The sequence below is a fragment of the Nonomuraea sp. NPDC005650 genome (genome assembly GCF_040605375.1).
GTDB lineage: Bacteria > Actinomycetota > Actinomycetes > Streptosporangiales > Streptosporangiaceae > Nonomuraea.
Map to the genome: position 1 here is coordinate 38,591 of NZ_JBEXCR010000003.1, position 21,761 is coordinate 60,351.

At 72.9% G+C, this 21,761-nt stretch carries 14 protein-coding genes; 5 read left to right on the plus strand and 9 right to left on the minus strand.

Annotated features, from left to right (window positions below; genetic code table 11):
• Positions 1-11: 11 nt before the first annotated feature.
• On the minus strand, positions 12-2,135 hold the full coding sequence (locus tag ABZS69_RS05685; protein WP_355367040.1) for a hypothetical protein: 2,124 nt from the start codon (positions 2,133-2,135) through the stop codon (positions 12-14).
• Between the two features lie 175 nt (positions 2,136-2,310).
• Here ABZS69_RS05685 and ABZS69_RS05690 point away from each other — a divergent pair, with 175 nt between their 5' ends.
• Positions 2,311-3,507 (plus strand): hypothetical protein, encoded by a 1,197-nt coding sequence (locus ABZS69_RS05690; protein ID WP_355367043.1) that lies wholly within the window; start codon positions 2,311-2,313, stop codon positions 3,505-3,507.
• A gap of 284 nt (positions 3,508-3,791) precedes the next feature.
• Here the strand turns inward: ABZS69_RS05690 and ABZS69_RS05695 are convergent, their stop codons facing one another.
• The gene (locus ABZS69_RS05695) at positions 3,792-3,989 is read right to left on the minus strand and encodes a hypothetical protein (RefSeq protein ID WP_355367046.1); all 198 of its coding nucleotides are present in this window, start codon (positions 3,987-3,989) and stop codon (positions 3,792-3,794) included.
• A 60-nt stretch (positions 3,990-4,049) separates the two neighbouring features.
• On the opposite strand from ABZS69_RS05695, the gene ABZS69_RS05700 reads away from it, so the two are divergent.
• A complete protein-coding gene (locus tag ABZS69_RS05700) occupies positions 4,050-5,645 on the plus strand; it encodes a hypothetical protein (RefSeq protein ID WP_355367049.1) in 1,596 nt (531 codons plus the stop codon).
• Between the two features lie 66 nt (positions 5,646-5,711).
• The gene (locus ABZS69_RS05705) at positions 5,712-9,080 is read left to right on the plus strand and encodes a chromosome partitioning protein ParA (RefSeq protein ID WP_355367052.1); all 3,369 of its coding nucleotides are present in this window, start codon (positions 5,712-5,714) and stop codon (positions 9,078-9,080) included.
• On the opposite strand, the gene ABZS69_RS05710 is transcribed toward ABZS69_RS05705, so the two are convergent.
• Positions 9,073-10,416: a citrate synthase gene (locus tag ABZS69_RS05710; RefSeq protein ID WP_355367055.1), complete on the minus strand. Its 1,344-nt coding sequence runs from the start codon at positions 10,414-10,416 to the stop codon at positions 9,073-9,075. The genes ABZS69_RS05705 and ABZS69_RS05710 overlap by 8 nt on opposite strands.
• Before the next feature lie 76 nt (positions 10,417-10,492).
• On the opposite strand from ABZS69_RS05710, the gene ABZS69_RS05715 reads away from it, so the two are divergent.
• A complete protein-coding gene (locus ABZS69_RS05715) occupies positions 10,493-11,713 on the plus strand; it encodes a hypothetical protein (protein ID WP_355367058.1) in 1,221 nt (406 codons plus the stop codon).
• Here ABZS69_RS05715 and ABZS69_RS05720 read toward each other — a convergent pair.
• From ABZS69_RS05720 to ABZS69_RS05730, 3 genes are all read right to left on the minus strand, one after another.
• A complete protein-coding gene (locus tag ABZS69_RS05720) occupies positions 11,665-13,515 on the minus strand; it encodes a caspase family protein (RefSeq protein WP_355367061.1) in 1,851 nt (616 codons plus the stop codon). The genes ABZS69_RS05715 and ABZS69_RS05720 overlap by 49 nt on opposite strands.
• Positions 13,512-13,901: a hypothetical protein gene (locus ABZS69_RS05725; RefSeq protein WP_355367064.1), complete on the minus strand. Its 390-nt coding sequence runs from the start codon at positions 13,899-13,901 to the stop codon at positions 13,512-13,514. The genes ABZS69_RS05720 and ABZS69_RS05725 overlap by 4 nt, the downstream gene beginning before the upstream one ends.
• 84 nt (positions 13,902-13,985) lie before the next feature.
• Positions 13,986-15,224: an MFS transporter gene (locus tag ABZS69_RS05730; RefSeq protein ID WP_355367067.1), complete on the minus strand. Its 1,239-nt coding sequence runs from the start codon at positions 15,222-15,224 to the stop codon at positions 13,986-13,988.
• A 134-nt stretch (positions 15,225-15,358) separates the two neighbouring features.
• Between ABZS69_RS05730 and ABZS69_RS05735 the strand changes: the two genes are divergently transcribed.
• The gene (locus tag ABZS69_RS05735; protein ID WP_355367070.1) at positions 15,359-16,012 is read left to right on the plus strand and encodes an HAD family hydrolase; all 654 of its coding nucleotides are present in this window, start codon (positions 15,359-15,361) and stop codon (positions 16,010-16,012) included.
• A gap of 43 nt (positions 16,013-16,055) precedes the next feature.
• On the opposite strand, the gene ABZS69_RS05740 is transcribed toward ABZS69_RS05735, so the two are convergent.
• The 3 genes from ABZS69_RS05740 to ABZS69_RS05750 are packed head-to-tail and all read right to left on the minus strand — an operon-like array spanning position 16,056 to position 21,702.
• Entirely contained in the window at positions 16,056-16,976 is a 921-nt protein-coding gene (locus ABZS69_RS05740; RefSeq protein ID WP_355368304.1) for an NAD(P)-dependent oxidoreductase, read from the minus strand.
• A gap of 28 nt (positions 16,977-17,004) precedes the next feature.
• Positions 17,005-20,574 (minus strand): SMC family ATPase, encoded by a 3,570-nt coding sequence (locus tag ABZS69_RS05745; RefSeq protein WP_355367073.1) that lies wholly within the window; start codon positions 20,572-20,574, stop codon positions 17,005-17,007.
• A complete protein-coding gene (locus tag ABZS69_RS05750; protein WP_355367076.1) occupies positions 20,575-21,702 on the minus strand; it encodes an exonuclease SbcCD subunit D in 1,128 nt (375 codons plus the stop codon).
• Between the last annotated feature and the right edge of the window lie 59 nt (positions 21,703-21,761).

Here is a 21,761-nt window from a genome sequence, read left to right on the forward strand (position 1 = left end):
AGCCCCCCTCCTCAGTCGGTGCACTCGAAGAGCGGCCCCTTGGGGAACCCGCCGTCCGGAGTCGCCACCAGAGTGTCGCTGAGCCACCCGTTCCCGTACTGCGTTTCAACTTTGTTCCAAATGTCACTCGTGCTGCCGTCTTGCGACTCGGTGACAGATTGGCCCTTGACCTGGCAGATCACCGTAACCGTGATGTACTGCCCCTGCGGGATCTTGCCGACGTTGGCGTCGCCGTTCTTGGCGGGAGTCGGCCGGATCAGCGTGTTGGTCTGGTCGTTGTTCTTGTTCTTGTACTGCTGCCTCGGGTAGGCCAGGTCCACCTCGGCCGTGGCCACGTCCGGGCTCTCCCCCGCCGCGTTCTTGGCCTTCAGCTTGAACGAGTACTTCTGGTTGTTCTTCAGCCCGTCCACCGCGAACGACGTGCCCTTGATGCCGTTGCCGGTCGCATCGCCGGTCAGCTCGTACGTGACGCCGTCGTCGGCGTTGGCGGGGGCGCTCCAGTTCAGATCTGCGCCCCGGTTCTTGGCCTTGGCGGTGAAACCGGCCGGCGAACCGGGCGCCACGCAGGGCTTGGCCCCGGCGCTCGGCTCCGACTCCACCTCGCCGCCCGCCCAGTGCGCGACCACCACGAACGTGTACTCGTTCGCGCAGTCCCCGCCCGTGAACTCGAACTGGAACGGCCCGTTCGCGTCCACCGACTGCGGCACGGACCGGCCGGCGCCGGACGAGGTCTTCAGCGTGTACCGCACGACCTTGCCGCCGGTGGACGGGCTGAAGCCCACCGTCACCTTGCCGGGCCCCGACCGCGCGCTCACGGCGCCGGGCGCGGACGGCGCGCTGGGCGACGGGGTCGGCGTGGGCGACCTGGTGGGCCCGCGGCTCGGGGTCGGCTCGGCCTCACGGGTCGGCTCGGCCTCACGGGTCTCCGTGGGGCGCGGCTCTGTCCTCGTGGGCACGGGGTCGGGCAGGGTGTCCGTCCTGGACGGCTCCGGGCGCGGCGTCTGCTTGGGTTTGGGGGTGTTGGTCGGGCCCGGTACGTCGGAGTCGTCCTTGTCGACGTCGTGCTTGCGGCCCTCGGGGTCGATGACGACCGCCTTGTCGCCGTTCTCGTCGTTGGCCCAGAGCAGGCCGTCCTTGACGAACACGTCCACCGGGCCGGGCGCCCGGGCGACCTGGAGCGTGGTGGGCCGGCCGCCGTCCGCGCTGTCCCAGACGATGAGGGAGCCCTTGCCCTGGTCGGGCACGTACACCTTGGTGCCGAGCACCTGCGGAACACCGAGCTTGGCGGGGTCGTCCGACTCGAACTTGGTGCTCAGCACCGCGTTGGACGAGGTGTCGATCACCACGAGCAGCCCCGAGTCGCCGGCCGTCAGGATCGGCACCAGCGAACCCTCGGTCGTGGCCGGGGTGAGCGCGCCGCCCTTGGCGGCCTGGGCCACGCCCTTGGGCAGGGTGATCTCGCCGACGCCGCCGTCCGCGCCGATGACCACGGCGGTGGCGGCCCGGCTGTTGACCACGACGGGCAGGCCGCCGGCGATCGTGACCGAGAGCTCCTCGCCCGGCTCGCCGACTTTGAGCGGGCTCGCCGCGGTGCCGTTCGACACCGGTACGACCTGGCCCTTCGCGGTCACCGGAACCCACAGTCGGCCCCCGCCGTCGATGCGGGCCGCGCCGAGCGGTCCCGGCAGGGTGATCGGGGCGCCGACGGCGTTGAGCGTGGCCGGGTCGATCCGCTGGACCTTGCCGGAGGCCGGGTCCACGGCGTACCCGGTGTCGCCGGACACCGCGAGCTGCAGCCCGGCCGCGCCGAAGTCGCGGGTCTGGGAGACCGTGAGCTGGCTTGGGTCGATGCGGCTGACGTTGCCGGTCTCGTCGTCGACGAGCAGCACGTTCCCGCCGTCCTGCACGACGCGCAACTGCCGGCCGGCCTTGTCGCCGAGGTAGCCGTCGACCTCGCCGGACAGGCCGTTGACGTGCACGATCTTGCCCTTGGCGCGGGTCCAGAGCCAGGCGCCCACGTCAGCCAGCTTCGGATTGGCGCTGGACACGCCCACGCCGAACCACGCCGCCGCGGCCACCAGGACCACGGCCGCCACGCCGGCGATCACGGCGGTGGATCGGTCACCTCGGAGCATGCGCAACTGCACGCGTAACTCACCCCGTATGTACGATTACAGAGCGTTTGCCCCCGTATTATCGGGCATCACACTAGCGCTCACCGACCGCTTGTGCGTATGTACCGGCTGGTAGCGCTCGTGGGGTTGTTGTGGCGTGCCGAGACTGTCGGTTCGAAGCCGTACCTTAGTGCCCGTGTCCGAACAGCCCCTGACCCTCGACGCCGTCCTCACCGACGAGGCGGTCCTGTCGACCTACCGCCGGATGTTCGCCGCGCTGGCGCGCGACAGCGGTGCGGTCGTCGACGACCCTGCCCTGGTCGACATCGCCGAGACGCTGTTCTCGGCGTTCGCGGAGGCGGGCGAGGAGTGGCTGACGCACGAGCAGATGCGCTTCGCGTGCCGGGCCTATCCGGGCGACCAGTTCGACAACCGGCTACGGGTGCTCAAGGGGCTCGGGGCCATCCGCGAGGTGTTCCCCAAGCCCAACCAGCTGCGTTACCGGGCCTCGTTCACCAGCGTCGTCGGGCTGATGTTCATCCGGCGGATGATGTCCGACGGCGGGCAGTCGGAGATGCACCGGCTGCTGGCGCTCGAAGACCTCAACGTCGCCGACCCGCGCACGACGATGGAGGAGGCCAGGCAGAGCGCGGTCAACCTGTCGCGGGCGTTCCGGCTGTGGGCGCTGGAGCTGATCACGCTCACCACGGGCACCATCGAGGAGCTGCGCGAGCAGGCGCCCAAGCTGTGGGGCACCGAGGAGATCGCCCGGCGCGCGCAGGGGCTGCACGGCACCATCCTGACCCGGTGGCCGGAGCTCGACCGGACCTGCACCGACCTGCGGGCGGCCATCTACGCCTACAGCGACGCCTCGCGCCGCGCCGCCGGACGCCTGGCCGACTCGGCGGGCACCACCCGCAACCTGACGTTGCTGCCCACGGAGACGTGGCGCACGTTCTCGCAGACCGCGTCGCGGGAGCAGCTGGCGGCGGTGCTCGACGGGTTCGTGTTCGACGCGCCGGCGCCCTGGCACGATCCGGCCGCCATCGCCCGCGCCGTGGACGAGGCCCCGCGCCCCGCGCCCGCCCAGCCCACTCCCCCTCGTTCCAACCTCCCCGACCCCGGTCCCGGCGACTCCCTCGACACCTCGCTCAGCGCGGCCATGGAGCGGCTGCGGGAGGTGGCGGAGTCCCTGCTGGGCGGCGCCTCGCGGGTGGCGCTGGCCGACGTGCTGGGCTCCGACTGGCCCTCGGCGCGGCGCGTGCTCGCCGACCTGACGACCGTGGACCTGCGGCCTGAGCTGCCGTACCGGCTGGCGTGGTCCGACGGGCTCACGATCGACCCGGACCGCGAGCCGGCCTGGCTCTCCCAGGGCTACTTGGAGCGCACCTGATGTCCACCACCACCCGCCCAGAGCCCGACCACCCGGACCCCAAGGACTTGGAAGCCGACCACACCCAGGCCAACCACACGGAGGCCGCCCGCTCTGAGGCCGATCACACGAAGGCCGACAGCGTAGGAGCCGCCCGACCGGGGTCGGCGGCACGCATCTCGGAGACGCCCGCGCGAGTCGGCGGTGAAGTGCGTGCCTCGGAGACGCCCACGCGGATCAGCGACGAAGTGCGTGGGCGCTCGGCCGCCGCTGGTGAGCCCGATGGCCAGGCGGTGGAAGTGCGCTCACCTGCGCCGGGAGGCGAGCAGCCGGATCCGGGCAGAGGCGAGCAGGCAGATGCCGTTGGCCGTCAGCGCGTAGCCGGGCCGGTGCGCGGGCGCGCGGGGGGCGCTCAGGAGGACGGCGCACGTGCGGGGGCTCGTTCGAAGGGCGTCGCGAGGGCGCGGGCTCGGGCGGGTGCCCTTGACGGGCCCGGCGCGCACGTTCGGGTGCGGTCGAGTGGGGCGCTGTGGCTGGCGGCCGGGGAGCCCGCGCCTGCGGGCATGGTGCGGTTGACGCGGCCCGACTCCACCGGGGAGGCGCTGCCGGTGTGGCCCGACGGGGTCACGCCTTCGCTGCTGGAGGAGTACCAGGTCGCACCCGTACCGGTGGAGCGGTCCGGCGAGACCAGGCGGGTGCTGGCGGCGGTGCTCAAGTGCTGCTGGACCGACCTGTCCGTGGACCCGTGGCCGGGTGAGGCCGCGCCCGTGGAGCTGGTGCTCGACACGTACCGGGCGCTGATCGGCCGCACCGACGACCTGATGCGCAACTGGGCGATCGGCGCGATGCGGCGACTGCACGACTCGGCGTGGATCGTCGTGGACGACGGTGTGGTCACCCTCGGCCCGCGTTGTGCGCTGTGGCCGGTCGAGTCGCACGCGCAGTTGCAGGAGCTGGTGCGCCGCCTGCCCGAGCCCGAACGTCCCGAGCTCACCGTGGTCGCCGACGCCGACATCGTGGCCGCCGCCCACCCGGCCGAGGCCGCCCCCGATCCGGAGGCGGGGTTCGGGGGGCGGGTCGAGGGCGGGTCCGCGGAGTTCGACGATCTGCTCGGGGGCTATGACGAGCGGCGGCGGGCGGAGCTGGTGGCGGCGTTCATGGTGGTGGAGCACGCCGCCGAGCCGGTGCAGGAGGTCCGCTTCACTGCCCTGCGCGACCCGGCGCTGCGCCACACGCTGAGCGAGATGCTGGCCAGGCGCGGCCGTACGCTCATCCACCAACGCGACCGCTGGACCTCGGGCTACGACGACGCCCAAGCCGCCGCACTCACGGCGTCCATCACCGAAGCACCACACATGGTCACGAACGAGGCCATGCACGGCACCCCAGGCGAAGCCACGCACGAGGCCGCCCACGAGGCGCCGCACGACAACCAGCGCAAGGTCCCACGTAGGGCCTTGCGTAAGGCCACGCACGCGGCCCTGGGCGAGGGCACCGCAGATGAAGCTCCTCCCAGTGCCGGCTCGGCCCCGGTGGATGGCCCCTCGACCACGGGCGCAGCCGTAGCCGGGGAGGTGGGCGAGGACGTCGATCGGGCGGCTGGCGGCGGTCCGGTGCCCACGCAGGCGGTGGCTCCCGCCGTGCGGTCCGCCGCCGCTGCAGATGGTGACGATCCGGCATCCGCACGGGCGACGGCTCCCGCCGGAAGGTCCGCTGCCGTTGCGGGTGGTGGCGGTCCGGTGTCCGGGCGGGCGGTAGCGCCTGCCATGCGCCCCGCTGCCGCTGCGGAGGCGCGGCTGGGGGTGAGTGAGCGGGCCGTGCTGACGCTCGTCCTGGTGCACTCCGTCGCCATCCCGAGGGCCGAAGGGCTGCTGCCCGAGGACTCGTGGTTGTCGCCGCACCCCACGCCGGTGGACGAGCTGCGCCGTCACACCCAGCTGCCGATCGGCGAGCTGGAGGCGGCGTTGCGGGTGTTGCGGCACGCGGGGCTATTGGGGCAGGTCAAGGCCGGTGAGGAGGCGGGCGGTTACGTGCCGGGGCCGCAGTTCCACCGGCTCACTCCGGCGGCCCGGCGGCGGTTGCAGGAGGAGCTGATCCTGGCGGCCGGGCCGAATACGCCGCTGGCGGCAGCCGTACGAGCCCGAAGGTCGGCGAAGTGACCGCGGCCGCACACGAATTCAGCGTCATGACGGATGGAAGGACTACGGGGGTTTCAGGTGTCGCAGGTGGAGAACGTCGTCGGGGACCGGGTGCTGATCGCTGTGCAGGCGGTCAACATTTCGCGGCTCTCGACCCATCCGGTGCCCACCGTCCCCGGCACGCTCATCGTCGTCGCGGGCGCCGGGCCCAAGGACTCCAACGGCGCGGGCAAGTCGTCGTTCATCGCCTCGATCACGGCGTTGCTGGGGGACGAGCAGTGGCGGTTCGCCTCGGGCGCCAAGGCGGTGTCGGAGCTGCTGTTCAACGCTGAGCTGGCCAGCGGCGCCGGGTCCCGCCAGTGGGCGAGCGCCGACCACGGCTACATCGTGGGCGTCTTCGGCCCGCCCGGTATGGATGGCTTCGCCCCGTACGAGACTCCTCCCGGGCTCCCTGACGACGCGGCTCTGACCGGCGCGGAGGACGGTGTCCCGTCCGACCGCGCCAGGGCCACCGACGTGGCCCAGGGTGGCGAGTTCGAGCTCGAGAGTCAGGTGGCCGGGGCCGAGCTGAGCGGCGAGCTGTTCGAGGTGCCCGACACCTCGGGCGGGGCGCTCACCGTGTGGCTCAAGGTCAACCAGGAGGCGCCGCACCTGGAGATCCGGTGGCGGGAAGGGGTGCATCTGGCGGCCTCACAGTCCGAGGCCGAGCGGGTGGCGCGGGCCGACGAGATCTGGGCGTCCCTGCCGAAGTCGGCCGGGCGGCGTGACGTGGTGGCGCGCGACCTCACCAAGGTGCTCTACGGCGACCGGGTCAGGTGCGTGTCGTTCCTGTCCACGTCCGTACGCAGCAAGGTCGCGACCAACCTGCTCTCCCAGCCGCTCAACGAGATCTCGCCCGAACGCGTCTTCGAGGCCATCGCGGCCCTGACCGGCCTGGACGCCGAGCTGGAGCAGGAGCGGGAGGCCCGCCGCGACGAGCACGCCAAGCGCGTACGCGCCGCGCAGGCGGCCGAACGGCTGGCGGAGTTCGAGACGGAGTCGAAGGCGCTGGTGACCACGTTCGACCGGCGTGATCAGGCGAGGATCCGGCTGGCGGACGCGCTGCGGTGCTGGCGCGGCAGGCAGGCGCGCAAGCTGGCCGATGCGGCGGGCAAGGACGAGGCGCTGGCCGCCGAGCTCGAACGCCACCACGCGGCCGGTGAGGCGGCGACCGAGGCGATCGCCATGGTGAAGGCGGAGATCGGCACGCTGCGGGAGGACACCCTCGACAGGCAGGTCTCGCAGGCCCGCAAGGAGCTGGCGGCGCTGCAGGCGCGGGCGGCCAAGATGGACGCCGACCGCGCGGTGGCCGAAAACTCCGCCGACGAGCTGCGTGGCCTGATCCCGGCGTTGGAGGAGACCCGCCGGTTCGCGGACGGGCGTGACGTGCCCACGGCGGAGCGGGAGCTGCGGGAGGTCCGGCTGCGGCTGAACGAGGCGCTCAAGGCGCTCGGGGTGGCCGACCAGGAGGTGTCCTCGGCGCAGGCCGCGCTGGACGACGCCGAGGGCGGCCCGGCGGCGGCCCAGCTCAACACGCTGACGGCGGCGGGCATCGGCGCGACCGGCCTGCTGGACGCCCTCGACGTGGCCGAGCAGGCCCGCGACGCCGCCCACACGCCTCCGGCGCAGCCCTCCCCCGGCGGCCGGGCGCTGCGCGGGGCCGCCGGGGCGACCTCGGCCACCCCTGTGGCGACCGCTGCGGCCTCCGGGGAGGGCGACGTCGAGACGCTCGGCGCCGCCCTCAAAGCACGCTACGGGAAGGCGTCCGACGGCGATGCGGGTGAGGTGGCCGGGCAGGCCACCGGAAGCGACCCGGCGAACGGCGACAGCGACGGCGGGCAGGGCGCTGGTCGCGGTGCGGTGAGTGGTGGGCGGTCGGTCGGGCTGTCGTTGGGGGATTTGCGGGGGTGGCCGAACGAGCATGCGGTGATCGTGGACGCCGCGCAGCTCGACGCCGCCGCTGCCGCCCTGGTCGAGTTGCCCGGGTCCGTGCTGGTCAGTTCGGCCGGGGTGAGCGTCGTGGGGGCGTTCGACGGGGTGGCGACCGGGCGGGAGGCGCGGATCAAGGCCGCCGAGCTGCGGCTCAACCGGGCCAAGGACGTCCAGGAGACGGCGGCGCAGGCCGTACGCGACGGGGAGGAAGACGTCGCGGAGGCGCAGCGGCGGCTGGAGGGGGCCAGGGCCGGGGTGCGCCTGGCCGAGCTGGAGGCGAAGCTGGGCGAGCGGCGGGCCAGGCTGACCGAGCTGAACGCGGCCATCGAGGAGCTGGCGCCGAAGGTGGCCGAGACCGAACGGCAGGCCGGTGCGCTGGACTTCCGGGCCAGGACCAGGGACATGGAGATCGAACGTCTGGAGGGGCGGCGGCACCGGCACGAGGCCGAGCGGACGCAGGCGCGCGACCAGGAGGCCAAGGTCGGCGCCGAACGCGACGGTCTCAAGCTCGACGCGCTGGCCGCCGACTGGGGCGGCACGGTCGAGACGGCCCGCGAATGGCTGAACGCGCTGCCCGAGGAGGAGCGGCCCCGCGCGGCCGAGGAGTGGTGGCGGATCGCCGAACGCCTCTTCGACCAGGCCCTGCGCGACACGTTCCCGGAGGAGGACGCGGAGATCCCCGAGGAGCTGCGGTTCCTGCTGAGCGAGCGGGGCGGGAGCACGGCGCGGGAGCAGGCGACGTTCGCGGCGGTGTGCGGTGCGCTTGCCTCCTACCTGCGCGGCCAGGAGGAGTACGAACGGCACCAGCGCCGCCAGATCGAAGCCCAGGTCGTGTCCCGGCAGCGCGACCTGTCGGCGGCGGCCAGGGGCGCCGAGGAGGCGGCGCAGTCGACGGCCGTGCACCGGGCGGCGCTGACCGCGGCGATCAAGGCGCGGCTCACGCGGGTGGCCGAGGAGTTCGAGAAGCTCGACACCTCGTACGGGGGTTACGGGGCGACGCTGGAGTTCCCGGTGCCGCCCGCCCCGGCCGATCCCGAACAGCGCTGGCAGTGGCGGGTGACGCCGAAGTGGCGGCGCGGCGAGGGGCAGGGGTTCGTGCCCTACAACCGGCGGGCCAACACCGCGCTCATGGACGAGAAGGCCGTCAAGCTGGTGTGCGCGGCGGCCATCGCCTCCTCCGGGGGCGGCCACCTGTGCCTCGTGCTCGACGAACTGGGCCGCAACCTGGGCAAGGAGCACCGCAGGGAGGCCGTCGCGCTCTTCAGACGGATCGGGGAGACGTACGGGATCACGGTGATCGGGGCGCTGCAGGACGACATGGAGCCGTACGCGATCGACGCCTGCGGGCAGTACATCAAGCTGCGGCGGTCGTCGGACGCGATGGCGTACAACGACCCGCCGGTGATCGTCGGGCACGACCAGCACGCCGACCGGGTGCGCGCCCTGGCCGCCTACGTCGACAGGACGGTGGCGGCGCTCACTTGACGGGCGGACCCGTGTAGGAGGCGCGCAGGCGGAGGAGGGCGCCCCGGTCGTACTCCTCCATCGCGTGCGCCAGCCACCCCGCCACCCTGGCCACCGCGAAGATGGCCTCGCCCGCGCCGCTCACCATGCCGCTCACGGCGGTGAGGGTGGCGAGGGCGAAGTCGACGTTGCGCTCCGGGAGGCGGCGCCTGCGCATCTCCTCCAGCACGGCCACCCCGGCGGCGATCCGCTCGTGCCCCGGCGCCGCCTCCTTGACCAGGTCGAGCAGGAGGGCGCTGCGCGCGTCGCCGTTCTTGTAGACGCTGTGACCGAAGCCGGGGATGCGCTCGCCGCGGCGTACCCGCTCCGCGATCGCCCGCGCGGCCTGGCGCGGCTCGGCGACCTCCGCGAGCAGGCGTTCCGCGCCGTACGACGCGCCGCCGTGCAGCGGGCCGCCCAGCACGCCGAGCCCGGTCAGCACGACGGCGTACGGGTCGGCCTTGGCGGAGGCGGCGACCCTGGCGGCCAGGGTAGAGGCGGCGAGCTCGTGGTCGGCGAGCAGGACCAGGGCGGCCTGGACGGCGTTCAGGAGAGCGGGGGTGGCGGGGTGCGGGCACAGGCGGGACCAGAGCCGTTCGGCTATCGAGTCGCCTTGGGGCTCGCTCAGCTGCGGGAGCGCGTCGACCAGGCCCGCGATCAGGCGGCGGCCGGTGGCGGCCACGGAGGCGGGGTCGAGCTGGTAGCGCAGGGAGTCGGAGGCGCCGAGAACCGTGGTGATGACCTGCAGCCGGTCGAGGGGCAGGAGGTCGTCGGGGAGCCCGCGCTGGGCGGTCACGGCTGCTCGCAACGCGTCGGCCTCGCACCGCCACGGCTCAGGCCACCGGAACCGCACCCCTCGGGCACCCGCCACTTCCCCGTCATCCCCGGCGACCGCCTGGCCGTGGGTCGACGGGCGTTCTCCGGCGGGTGGAGGCGGGGACGTTGACGGGGTGGGTGGAGGCAGGGCCGCAGGGGTGGCAGGGGGTGGGGGGTGCCAGACGGTTGGGTCGGCGGTCCAGAGCCAGGCGGCGACCGTTTCGAAGTCGCTGGTGAGCGCCAGCCCGAGCGCGTCGAGGCCACGGTAGTGGGGCCGGTCCACGCCCAGGGCCGTGATGGCCGACTCGATGACGAGCTCCGGCGGCTGGCTCCGGGGCCGGCCGCGGCGGGCGAGGCGCTCGATCTCCTCCGCCGAGAAGAGGCTGCGCCGCCCGTCGTCGCTGTGCCGCCGCTGCAGCACCCCCCGGCTCACGTACGCGTACAGCGTGGCCGGTTTGACGCCGAGACGCTCGGACGCCGTGGCCGCGTCGATCCACTCCACTCCGGTGAATCCTCCAAGCAGACGTTGATGAAAATCAATATTGATACACGTTGAAAACGCATGTCAACGTGAGAGCATGCCAAAAGTTCACTTCCTCGATGTGACCAACCGGGACGGCGTGCAGACCGCGCGCACCGGCCTGTCGAAGTTCGGCAAGACCATGGTCAACTTCTATCTGGCCAAGCTCGGCGTGGCGCAGTCCGAGATCGGGTTCCCCTTCCTGTTCCACGAGGTCCCGTACGTCAAGGCGCAGGTGGCGCTGGCCGAGGCGGGGGCGTTCGGCGGGTTGCGGCTGTCGGGCTGGTGCCGGGGCGTGCCGCAGGACGTGGAGAAGGCGGCCCCGCTCGGGCTCAAGCACTACAACCTGTCCATCTCGACGTCCGACTACATGATCCAGAACAAGTTCCGCGGACGGCTGGACAGGGACGTGATCATCAGGGAGATGACGGCCGCCGTGCGCACGGCCAAGGCCGCGGGCGCCGAGACCGTCGGGGTCAACGCCGAGGACGGGTCGAGGACGGACGACGGGTTCCTGCTGGAGTTCGCGCTGGCGGCCAAGCAGGCGGGCGCCGACCGGGTGCGTTACTGCGACACGATCGGCGGCGACACTCCCGACCGGATCCGCGAGCGCTTCGCCAAGCTGGCCGCCGCCATCGCGCTGCCGGTCGAGACCCACTGCCACAACGACCTGGGCATGGCCGTGGCCAACTCCGTCTCCGGCGCCCTCGGCGACCTCGACGCGGAGCAGGACGCGTGGATCAACACGTGCGTGAACGGCATCGGCGAGCGCTCCGGCAACGCCGACCTGCTCTCGACCATCCTGGCCTTCAAGCACGGCTTCGGGCTCAACGCGGAGATCGGCGACGCCCTCGACCTGTCATGGGCCCGCCGGTTCAGCCTGTGGGCCGGATACGCGTTCGGGCAGCCGCTGCCGTACAACCAGGTCGGGGTGGGGCGCAACGCGTTCGCGCACGAGAGCGGCATCCACGCCGACGGCGCGCTCAAGGACCACGGCAACTACGAGCTGTACGACGAGGCCACGCTGGGCCCGTTCCCCGAGGACTGGCACGCGCGGAACGGCCGGGTGGTGCTGACCGGAGAGTACGGCGGCAAGGCGGGCTTCCGGCACGTCATGGACGGGCTGGGCGTGGAGGTCGGCGAGGAGGACCTGGCGTTCCGGCTGGTGCAGCTCTGCAACGCCATGACCGGCCGCCCCCTCACGGACGACGAACTCCGCCTGATCGCCGCCTATCCACGTGAGCTGTCCCTGCTGTTCCCCGGCAACGAGGCCACGTGAGGACGGACATGTCTCGGCCCCGGACGCTGGATACTCACCCGGCTGAGTGCCGTGGCGGCGACGTCTTCGAGGAAGGCGCGGTTGGAAGGGGTGAGCTGGTGACCGTTGACCGCCACCTCGGCCGTGACCAGCACGTTCGCCCGGCGGGCCCGGACGATCCCGGTCCCGGGCCGGCCGGACGCCGCCACGTACGATTCCTCCCCCAAGCTGCGCGAGGTCTTCCCCGGACGCAGTCCCGCCGCACCGTCCCAATCGCGGTACTCCGCGAACTGGCCCGCGGCCCGTTGCGCGCCGGAGCGACGGGGATCCCGCTCGAACCGCTCGAGCCATAGGGTCACGGCGCCGCCGCCGGTGAGTATGAGGACGTTGACGGGCCACCTGCACCTGCTGATCTGCGAGGTGAGCGTATTGTCCGACGGAGATGTATCGATCATGAGCCCCATAGACAGGTCGAGCCTCTTGATCATGTCCGCGTCGAGGACGTCGCAGGCGCGTGGCAGGGCCGCCGCCTCCGGATCGGTCACCCGGGTCCAGGGCTGGTCCACCGCGGCCAGCAGGGCCAGGACAAGCGCGACCGCGGCCAGCACGCGGCGGCTCGCCGCCCACCGGGACAGATGCAGGACGGGCGCCGGAGAGCCCTGGGCGTAGCTCCAGTCCCGGATCTTCTCGATCTCCTCGGGACGCCGAGGACCCGGGAGCGCGCGGCGATGCATCAGGGCCGTGTCCGCCCGGCGCACGGCGATCCGCCTGCCGAGCAGGCCCGGCCATACCTCGATCGCCAGCACCGACGGCCAGCGCACCAGCTCCGACACAGCCGGTCGCACGCGGACGCCCTCGCGGCCGACGCTCGTCGAGCCCAGCTGCGACATCGCCAGCCAGACCAGGCCGCGGCCCGCCAGCCACCCGCCCCCCAGCACCATGGCGATCAGCTGTGCCCAGACGCCGAACCAGACCAGCCCGGCGCCCGCGGCGACAGGTAACCCGGCGAGCAGGCCGGTCCAGCGGGGCGGGCGGAACTCATCCGGCTCCGGCGCGGGCACGCGCGGCGGATCTGGCGTGGGCCCGCGGCGGCGACTGATCACGAAGCGGCCCTGGCCGCCGAACACCCAGCAGCACGGCGTCTGCGCTGGGTTCTCCTGTTTGACCTGGTTGAAGACGTAGCCATAGAGCTCGTCGAGCGTGATGTCCTGGTCGTGGTCGAGGTCGGCCGCCCCGGTGTCGAGGCCCTCGATCAGCGCTCGGGTGAAGGTGGAGGGACGAGGGTCGGTCTCGGTGAGCACGCCGTCCTCGAAGGCGTACTCGATGGCGGAGGACGCCGTGATGATCGCGAAACCCCGGCCGTGGAAGCGCTCCTGCACATGCACCGCCCGGTCACCCCGGACCACGATGCCCCGCGCGAACGCGCCGCTGTAGCAGCAGTCGAGAATGATCACTATCCGGCGTGAGCGGCAGCGCTGGACGCACGCGTTGACGAAGTCGGACGTCACGCCGGTGCCCGCCAGGTCGGTGACGAAGCTGTCGCGAGCGGCCAGGTAGAGCGCGCCGGTGGCGTCCTTGAGCCCGTGTCCGGAGAAGTAGAGCAGGAGCACGTCGTTAGGGCGGCGCCCGGCGAACAGGGCGGCGATCCGGTCGCGTACGTGCGAGGCCGTCCCGTCGTGCAGGATCTCGACCTCGAAGGCGCCGACCGCGGGGTCGGCCAGGACCCGCTCCAGCTCGACCACGTCCGCGGGCGGAGCGCCCAGCCGCCGCAGCCGCGGGTCGTCGTACGTCGAGTTCGCGATCAGCAGGGCCCGGCGGGTCATGGCTCGGCTTTGACGTGCCGGTCCACGAACAGGTCGATCAGCCGCTCCAGGTCTTCCTTGCCCGCGCCGTTGATCTCGAGGCGGTCGCCGTCGAGCTCGAGGACGACCGACCGGGCCGAGGAGCGCTCGGTCCACGCCTTGATGGCCGCGACCGCGTTCTCCAGCAGCTGGCGAGAGGCCGTGACAGTGAGCACGAGGACACCGAGCACGACCTCGATACCCTTCGCTCCGGCGGGATCCCGGCCGGGGGCGGCCGTCCCCTCGACTCTGCCGAGCCGGCTTAGCGCCTGGGCGAGCGAGGCGGCCTCCTCGTCGATCTCCTCCGCTTCGAAATCGCCGGGCAGACTCAGCGTGAGCGCGAGGCGGAACCGCGGATCTTCAGGCATGTTTCTATCCAGAGCCATAGATCGCGTGCTGTCAAACGACCGCGCTCAGCCCCGTACGCGATCGTCCGGCCGCACCCGCCCGGATCAGAGGGTGTCGTCGCCCGTCTCGGGGAGGGCGAGCAGGCAGAGCAGGCTCAGCAGGGCCATCGCGGAGACATACGCGCCGACGCCCATCACGCCCACGCCGCCGGCCTGCAGGCTGGTGGCGACCAGCGGCGGCACCGCGCCGCCGAGCACTCCGCCCAGGCTGTAGGCGACCGAGGCGCCGCTGTAGCGGAACTGGGTCCTGAAGAGCTCCGGCAGGTACGCGCCCATCGGCCCGAAGACCAGCCCCATCAGGCCGAGCGCCCCCGCCAGCGCCACGCCGACCAGGAACACGGACCGGGTCTCCATCAGCGGGAACATCACCAGCCCCCACACCACGGCCACCCCCGTCCCGGCGAGCAGGGTGCGGCGGCGGCCCAGCCGGTCGGAGACCAGCGCGGAGGCCACCGTGCCCGCGGCCATGAACACGACCCCGACCAGGGTCAGGCCGAGCATGGTGGTCTTCGGGATCTTGAGCGCGTTGGTGCCGTACGCCAGGCAGTAGGTGGTGGCGGTGTAGAAGAGCGTGTAGGCGACGGTCATGGCGCCGGCCCCGAGCAGCACGCGCCGCCACTGTTGCCGCATCAGGCCGGCGAACGGCACCTTGGCGATCCGCTGCTGGTCCATGGCCGCCTGGAAGACCGGCGTCTCGGAGATCTTGAGCCGTACGTACAGGCCGACGATCACCAGCAGCAGGCTCGCCACGAACGGCAGCCGCCACCCCCACGCCCCGAACTGCCCGTCGCTGAGCGTCTCCCCGAGCACGAGGAACAGGCCGTTGGCCACGATGAACCCGACCGACGGGCCGAGCTGCGGGAACATCGCGTACAGCCCGCGCTTGCCGGGCGGCGCGTGCTCGGTGGCCAGCAGCGCCGCGCCGCCCCACTCGCCCCCGAGCCCGATGCCCTGCGTGAACCTCAGCAGCACCAGCAGCACGGGCGCGATCACGCCGATGGCCGCGTAGCCGGGCAGCAGCCCGATCGCGACCGTGGACAGGCCCATCACCAGCAGCGACACCACGAGCATGGACTTGCGGCCGATCCGGTCGCCCCAGTGGCCGAACAGGGCAGAGCCGAGCGGGCGCGAGAGGAACGCCACCGCGAAGGTCGAGAACGACGCCAGGCTGCCCGCCACCGGGTCCATGCCGGGGAAGAACGCGGTGTTGAGCACCAGCGCCGCCGCGGTGCCATAGATGTAAAAATCGTAGAACTCGATCGCCGTGCCCACGAGGCTGGCCACTGCGACCCTTGACCGGCTGGGCGCGGCGATTTGGGGGGACGTTGTCATATTTGTCTCATTATGCGGAATAGCGTCTTGTGAAGCGATACGAAGAAGCTATCACCTGCGAAAAGACACTTCCGAAAGGAACGGGTTTGGCTGTCGATCTTGTCATCTTCGACTGCGACGGGGTTCTCGTGGACAGCGAGCCGATCTCCGTACGCGTGGGCACGGCGGCGCTGCGCCGTCTGGGCTGGCCGATTGACGAGACGGAGTACATCGAGCGGTTCGTGGGCTGCACGAACGACTACTGGGAAGAGCAGGTGGGCGAGACGCCGCCGGGCTGGCGCGATCAGCTCAGAGCCGAGTACACGGCGGCGGTCAAGGCCGAGCTGTGCGCCGTCCGAGGCATCGAGGAGGCGCTCGAACGGCTCACCGTGCCGAGCTGCGTGGCCTCGAACGGCCGGCACAGCGTGATCCGCCACAACCTGGAGCTGACGGGGCTGGCGGGGCGGTTCGACGGGCGGGTGTTCAGCGCCGAGGACGTCGCCAGGGGCAAGCCGGAGCCGGACCTGTTCCTGCACGCGGCGGCCACGATGGGGGTCGATCCTGAGCGGTGCGTGGTGGTGGAGGACAGCCCGTTCGGGGTGACCGCGGCGATGCGCGCGGGCATGCGCTGCCTGGCCTTCGTCGGCGGCCTCATCCCCACCGTCCGGCTCACCGGTCTGGGCGCCACCCTGTTCCACGACCCGGCCACGCTGCCGGAGCTGATCGGCTCCCTCGAAGGCAAGGACGGCGACACTCCGTGAGGCCACTGCCCGGGCGGGCGCCGCCCGGGCAGTGGTTGCGCTATCAGCCCTGGCGGGTGCGCCCGTTCTCGTCCAGGTAGTCGCGCCACGACCGCTTCGGGGTCCAGCCCAGCAGGCGGTGGGCCTTGTCGCACGAGATGCCGGAGGAGTCCGGGCGGGACAGCGGCCGCAGCTCGATCTTGTCGCCGTAGTGCTCCCGAAGCACGGCGGCGAAGTCGTGACTGCCCGCGTTGTCGGGCGCGGCGATGTAGAACACCTCGTGACCGGGCAGGTCGGACTCGACGGCCAGGACGATCGCGTCCGCGAGGTCGTACACGTCGGTGTAGCTCCACAGCCCCGCGCCGATCACGGAGGCGTCGCGGACCTGCGGGCCGATGTTGCGCTCGTAGTTGCCCTCGTGCTGCACCCAGCTCGGCCGCAGCGAGATGCACCTGATGTCGGAGCGGCGCACCGCGGCGTCCATGAGCTGCTCGCCGAAGTGCTTGGACAGCGCATACGGGTCCTGTGGCCGGGCCGGGTGCACCTCGTCCACCGGCGCGTAGTCGGGCAGGAAGGGGCGGTCGGCGAAGAAGTAGCCGGGGACGGTCTCGCTGGAGATGTTCACGAAGCGGGGGACGCCCAGGCGGACCGCCGCCTCGATCAGGTTGAACGTGGCCATCAGGTTGTTCTGGAAGACCACGTGCGGCGCGTTGGCCGTGGGGTCGGGGATGGCCGCGGCGTGCACCACCGCGTCGGCCCCGTGCACCACGGCGAACGCCTGCCCGGCGTCGGTCAGCTCGGCCTGCTTGTAGGCGGGCTCGTCGGCCTCGTGCCGCTCCCAGACCGGGCGCGTGAGATCCACGCCGGTCACCTCGTGACCGGCCTCGGCCAGCGCCTTGACGGCCGCACGGCCGACCTTGCCATGGGCTCCGGTGACGACGACGCGCATGGGCTCTACTCCTTCACGGGTTCGGTGGGGAGCAATCTACGCGAGATCGCGCCGTCGCCGCCGCTCAGCCCACCCCCGCCAGCGACACCTTGGACCCGGTACGGGTCTTGGTGACCTTGAGCTGCGCCGTGATCCTCGACCGCAGCTCGGCGACGTGGCTGACGATGCCCACGGCCCGCCCTCCGTCGCGCAGCCCGTCGAGGATGTCCAGCACGCCGTCGAGGGTGTCCTCGTCGAGGGTGCCGAAGCCCTCGTCCACGAAGAGTGTGCCCAGCTCCGTGCCCCCGGCCTCGGCCGTGACGACGTCCGCCAGCCCCAGTGCCAGCGCCAGCGACGTGATGAAACTTTCGCCGCCGGACAGCGTGGCCGGGTCGCGGTCGACGCCGGTCCACCCGTCGGCCACCCGCAGCCCCAGCCCGCCCCCGGAGCGCCCCCGGGACCCGGCCGTCTTCCGCAGGTCGTGGCGCAGCAGGTAGCGGCCGGCCGACATGTGGTCGAGCCGTTCGTTCGCGGCGTCCACCACCTGCCGCAGCCGCTCCCCCAGCACGAACGACGACAGGCTCATGCTCCACTGGTTGTCGCTGGACGTGCCGCTGGCCAGGGACGCCATGCGCTCGGCCAGCCGGTGCCGCTCGGCCGCCGGGCGCCAGCGCTCGATGCGGCCGGACAGCTCGCCGTGCAGCTCCGCCAGCCGCTCCGCCCTGGCCACGGCCCGGTCGCGCGTGCTCGACAACCTCGTGTGCGCCTCCTCCAGCCGGTCGCGCTCGCCCCCGGCCGAGGCCAGGTCGGGCGCGGGCGCGGCGGCGGCCGCGATCAGCTCGGGGTCGGCCAGGACGCTCGTGACGGCGGCGTGCTCGTCGTCCAGCCGCCGCAGCGCCTCGGCCCTGCGCTCCCGCTCCCCGGGGCTTCGGTACGCCGCCTCCGCCTCCGGCACGTCCGCGAACCCCGCCTCGGCCGCCGCCTCCTCCGCGGCCCGCCGGGCCCTGGCCAGCTCGTCGTACGCCGCCACCGCCGCCTGTGTGGCCTCCAGGGCCTCCCGCAGCAGCTCGGCCTCGTCGTGCAGCCTCGACAGGCGCGCGGTCAGGGTGGGGTCGTCGCCCCGCGCCGCGTCCAGCCGGGCACTGAGCCGCCCGGCGTCCCCGCTCAGCTCCTCGTGCCGGGTGCGGCACGCCGCCAGCCGCGCCGCGACCCGCCGCCCCTCCTCCTCCAGCTCCAGCCTCTCCCGGTTGAACGCCGCCGCCTCCCGCGCCAGCACCTGCTCCCCGCCCGCCGACGCCCGCAGCCTGCGCAACTCGCGCTCGGCCCGCGCCAACACCGCCGGCCCGTCCAAGCGGGCAGCCCCAGGGTCCCCGCTGAACGCGGTCGGACCGTCCACGTGTGCGGACTGCGGGTCTCCGGTGAGCAGGGCCGTCTGGATGAGGCGGGTGCGTTCGGACTCCAGGTGGGTGCGGTGGGCGCGATGGCCGGCGAGGGTCTCGGCGATCTCCCTGGACTGGTCCCTGACCCGTTCGCGCTCGATCTCGACGCGTTCGAGCGCCGCGGCCAGGACGGGCTCGCGATCGGCCACCGTCTGGAGACGGGCCAGCTCCTGCTCCGCCCCCAGCACCTCCGCCTCAGCCGCACCGACGTCCAGGCCCCCGGTGGACTCGACCGCGTCGGCGTGCCGGGACTCCAGGGAGGCGAGGGCGCGTTCGGCGGCCTCGCGCTGGGTCAGAGCGGCTTCGTGGGCGCTCTCGGCCTCGTGCTCGTCGTCGGCCGAGGGCGCGCTGGGGGCCGGGGAGGCGGGGTGGGGGTGGTGGTCGGAGCCGCAGACCGAGCAGGGCCGGCCGTCGGACAGGTCGCGGGCCAGCTCCGCCGCCATGCCGTCGATGCGGGCCTGGCGCAGGTCGAGCCAGCGTTCGCGGAGCGACTGGGCGTGGTCCACGAGCGCCTGGTGGGCGGCGGCGGCCGCCTCCAGCTCGGCGGCCAGCGCCTCGCGGCGGTGGGTGGCCTCCAGTGCGGCCCTGGCGGCGTCGAGGCCCGCGGACGCCGCGGGGATGGCCGCCGCCTGCGCCTGCACCTCGGCGAGGGCCGCGCCCGCGTCGGCGATCCGCTCGGGCAGCTCGGCCTCGGCGGCGGACACCTCGGCCTCGCGCTGTGCCAGCGCGTCGAGCTCCGCCGCCAGCCTGGCCAGCTCGTCGTCGATCTCGATCAGGTGGGCGGCGGCGTCGCGTACGGCCTGCGCGGCCGGGATCCTGGCGGCGTCCATGCGCGCCTCGGCCAGCCTGCCCTCGGCCTGTTCGATGAGGGCGGGCAGGGCGGCGAGCCGCGCTCCGACGGCCTCGTCGGCGCCGACCAGCCCGGCCAGCTCCTTCTCCACGCGCAACAGGTCACGCCGGACCACCGACAGCCGGGCCTCCTCGGTGAGCAGCTCCGACAGCCGCGCGATCTCGGCCTGCCGCTCCCGCTCCAGCCCGGCCAGCTCGGCCGCCGACGGACCACCCGCCGAGCGGGCCCCGGGCACGGGGCCGTCGCCGGACGAACCGCCCGAAGTGGAACCGCCCGGAGACGAGACGGCCGTGGTGGTGCCCGCTGACTGCCTGGCGAGGAGGGGGCGGGCTCGGGCGAGGGCGTCGGCGGCCAGGGCGCGGGCCTTGGCGGCGGCCTCCGAGCGCTGCCTGACCGCCGTGACGAGCGGCAGCACGCGATCGGCCCTGGCGGCGTCGTCGAGGATGGCCTGCAGGTCGGCCCGTTCGTCAGCCCGCTCGTCGAGGGTGCGGCGCATGGTGAGCGCCTCGGCGTGCCGGCGCTGCCGGTCGGCCAGCGCGGCGGCCCGCTCGAACCGCAGCCGCGCCGAACGCGCGGCCTCCCCGGCCGCCTCGTGCTCCTGGCTCGCCCGGCCCACGACGGCCCGCGCGGCGTCGAGCAGCGCCCCCGCCCACCGCAGGGGATCGTCCTCGGGCTCGAAGGCCCCGTCGAGGTCGTCGCCCGCTGCCTCCTCCACCCGCTGGACGGCGAAGTCGACCTCCTGCCGGAGCTCCTGCGCCTCCCGGAAGGCCAGCTTGCGGTGCTCGGCCAGCCACGACTCCGCCTGGGTGAAGACCTTCACCGAGAACAGCCGCTCCAGCAGCTTGCGCCGATCCTCCCCCTCGGCCCGCAGGAACCTGGCGAAGCTGCCCTGGGGCAACATCGCGACCTGGCAGAACTGGGCGGCGTTCATGCCCAGGAGCCCGCCGATGAGGTCGCCCGCCTCGTCGAGCCGGGTGGTCAGCCCCTGCCAGTCGGATCCGTGCCGCTCCGAGACGACGACCTTGGGCTTCTCCTCGGTGAACCCCGTCCCGCGCAGCTTGGGCCGCTGCCAGGACGGCGAACGCTGGATGCGGAGTAACCGCCCCCGGATGGACACCTCCAGCGTGACCGAGGGCCCGGCCGAAGGCGGGGCGTGGTCGCAGCGGAGGCTGCGGGCGTCGTTGCGCTGCTGGTCGGGCACCTGACCGAAGAGGCCGAAGCAGAGCGCGTCGAGGATCGTGGTCTTGCCCGCCCCCGTAGGCCCCTGGATCAGGAACAGGCCCGCCTCGGCCAGCGCGTCGAAGTCGACCGTCTCGGTGCCCGGGAACGACCCGAACGCCGTCAGCGTGAGCCGGTGCGGCCGCATCTATGCCATCGTCTCCTTCACCCTCGACGCCTCGATGGCCTGTCTTAGCAGGTCTTCCTCGTCACGTGCGGCAGGCTCGCCGCGCACCTCCCTGACGAAATCGAGGGCCACCTCCGCCTCCGGCCGCCCGCTCAGCCGTACGGGCGCGGCGCTGGGCACCGCGCCGACCGGGTCGAAGGCGAGGGCGAGGGTGTGCGGGAAGCGGGCGCGCAGCCGGTCCATGGCGGACTTGGGGCGGACGGCGTCGGTGAGGGTGACGTGCAGCCAGTGGTCCTCGTACGGGGTGTGCCGGGAAGCGGTCAGCAGCTCCTCCAGCTCGCCCCGCAGCCGCCCCACGGGCCGGGGCACGGGCGCCGGCACGAAGTCCACCACCCCCGAATCCACCGGCCCCGGGCCGAGCGTGACCAGCCACGACCCCTTGACGTGGCCGACCTCCGAGAACGAGTACGCCAGCGGCGACCCCGAGTAACGCACCGTCTCCGACATGCGCTGCCGCCCGTGCAGATGACCCAGCGCCACGTAGGACACCCCGTCGAAGGCCGACAGCGGAACGTGGGCCACCCCGCCCACGCTGATGTCGCGCTCGCTCTCGCTGGCCTGGCCCCCGACGACGAAGCAGTGCGACAGCACCACCGAGGCGCGGTGGCGGGCGGCGTCGGCCCTGACGCGGTCCATCGCGTACGTGATGGCGGCCGTGTGGCTGCGGTCGGGCAGCTCCCAGGCGTGGCGGACCAGCTCGGGCTCGAGGTAGGGGATGCCGTAGAAGGCCACGCCGTCGACCAGCACCGGCTCCCAGGCGAGGTCGGGCGAGGTGCGCACGTGCACCCCCGCGGCCTCGAAGAGGGCCGAGCCGAAGCGCAGCCGCAGCGCCGAGTCGTGGTTGCCGCTGATCAGCACCACCCGGGCCCCCGCCGCGCGCAGCCGCCCGAGCGCGTCGTCCAGCAGCGCGACCGCGTCGACCGGCGGCAGCGCCCGGTCGTAGACGTCGCCCGCGATCGCCACCACGTCGACCTGCTCCGCCCGCACCGTCTCCACCAGGTGGTCGACGTACGCCGCCTGCGCCGAGAGCAGGCTCTCGCGATGGAACGAGCGCCCCAGATGCCAGTCTGAGGTGTGCAGGATCCGCATGTCGCAGGAAGCTAACAGTTCTCACCGACAAATGCGGCCTCATCTGTCCCGCGGGCCGG

Excerpts from the sequence above, each read along its gene's own strand:
- ABZS69_RS05715 (WP_355367058.1), top strand. The coding sequence starts at position 10,493 with ATGCCAAAAGTTCACTTCCTCGATGTGACCAACCGGGACGGCGTGCAG.
- ABZS69_RS05700 (WP_355367049.1), top strand. The coding sequence starts at position 4,050 with ATGGTGCGGTTGACGCGGCCCGACTCCACCGGGGAGGCGCTGCCGGTG.
- ABZS69_RS05750 (WP_355367076.1), bottom strand. The coding sequence starts at position 21,702 with ATGCGGATCCTGCACACCTCAGACTGGCATCTGGGGCGCTCGTTCCAT.
- ABZS69_RS05720 (WP_355367061.1), bottom strand. The coding sequence starts at position 13,515 with ATGACCCGCCGGGCCCTGCTGATCGCGAACTCGACGTACGACGACCCG.
- ABZS69_RS05685 (WP_355367040.1), bottom strand. The coding sequence starts at position 2,135 with ATGCTCCGAGGTGACCGATCCACCGCCGTGATCGCCGGCGTGGCGGCC.
- ABZS69_RS05725 (WP_355367064.1), bottom strand. The coding sequence starts at position 13,901 with ATGCCTGAAGATCCGCGGTTCCGCCTCGCGCTCACGCTGAGTCTGCCC.
- ABZS69_RS05745 (WP_355367073.1), bottom strand. The coding sequence starts at position 20,574 with ATGCGGCCGCACCGGCTCACGCTGACGGCGTTCGGGTCGTTCCCGGGC.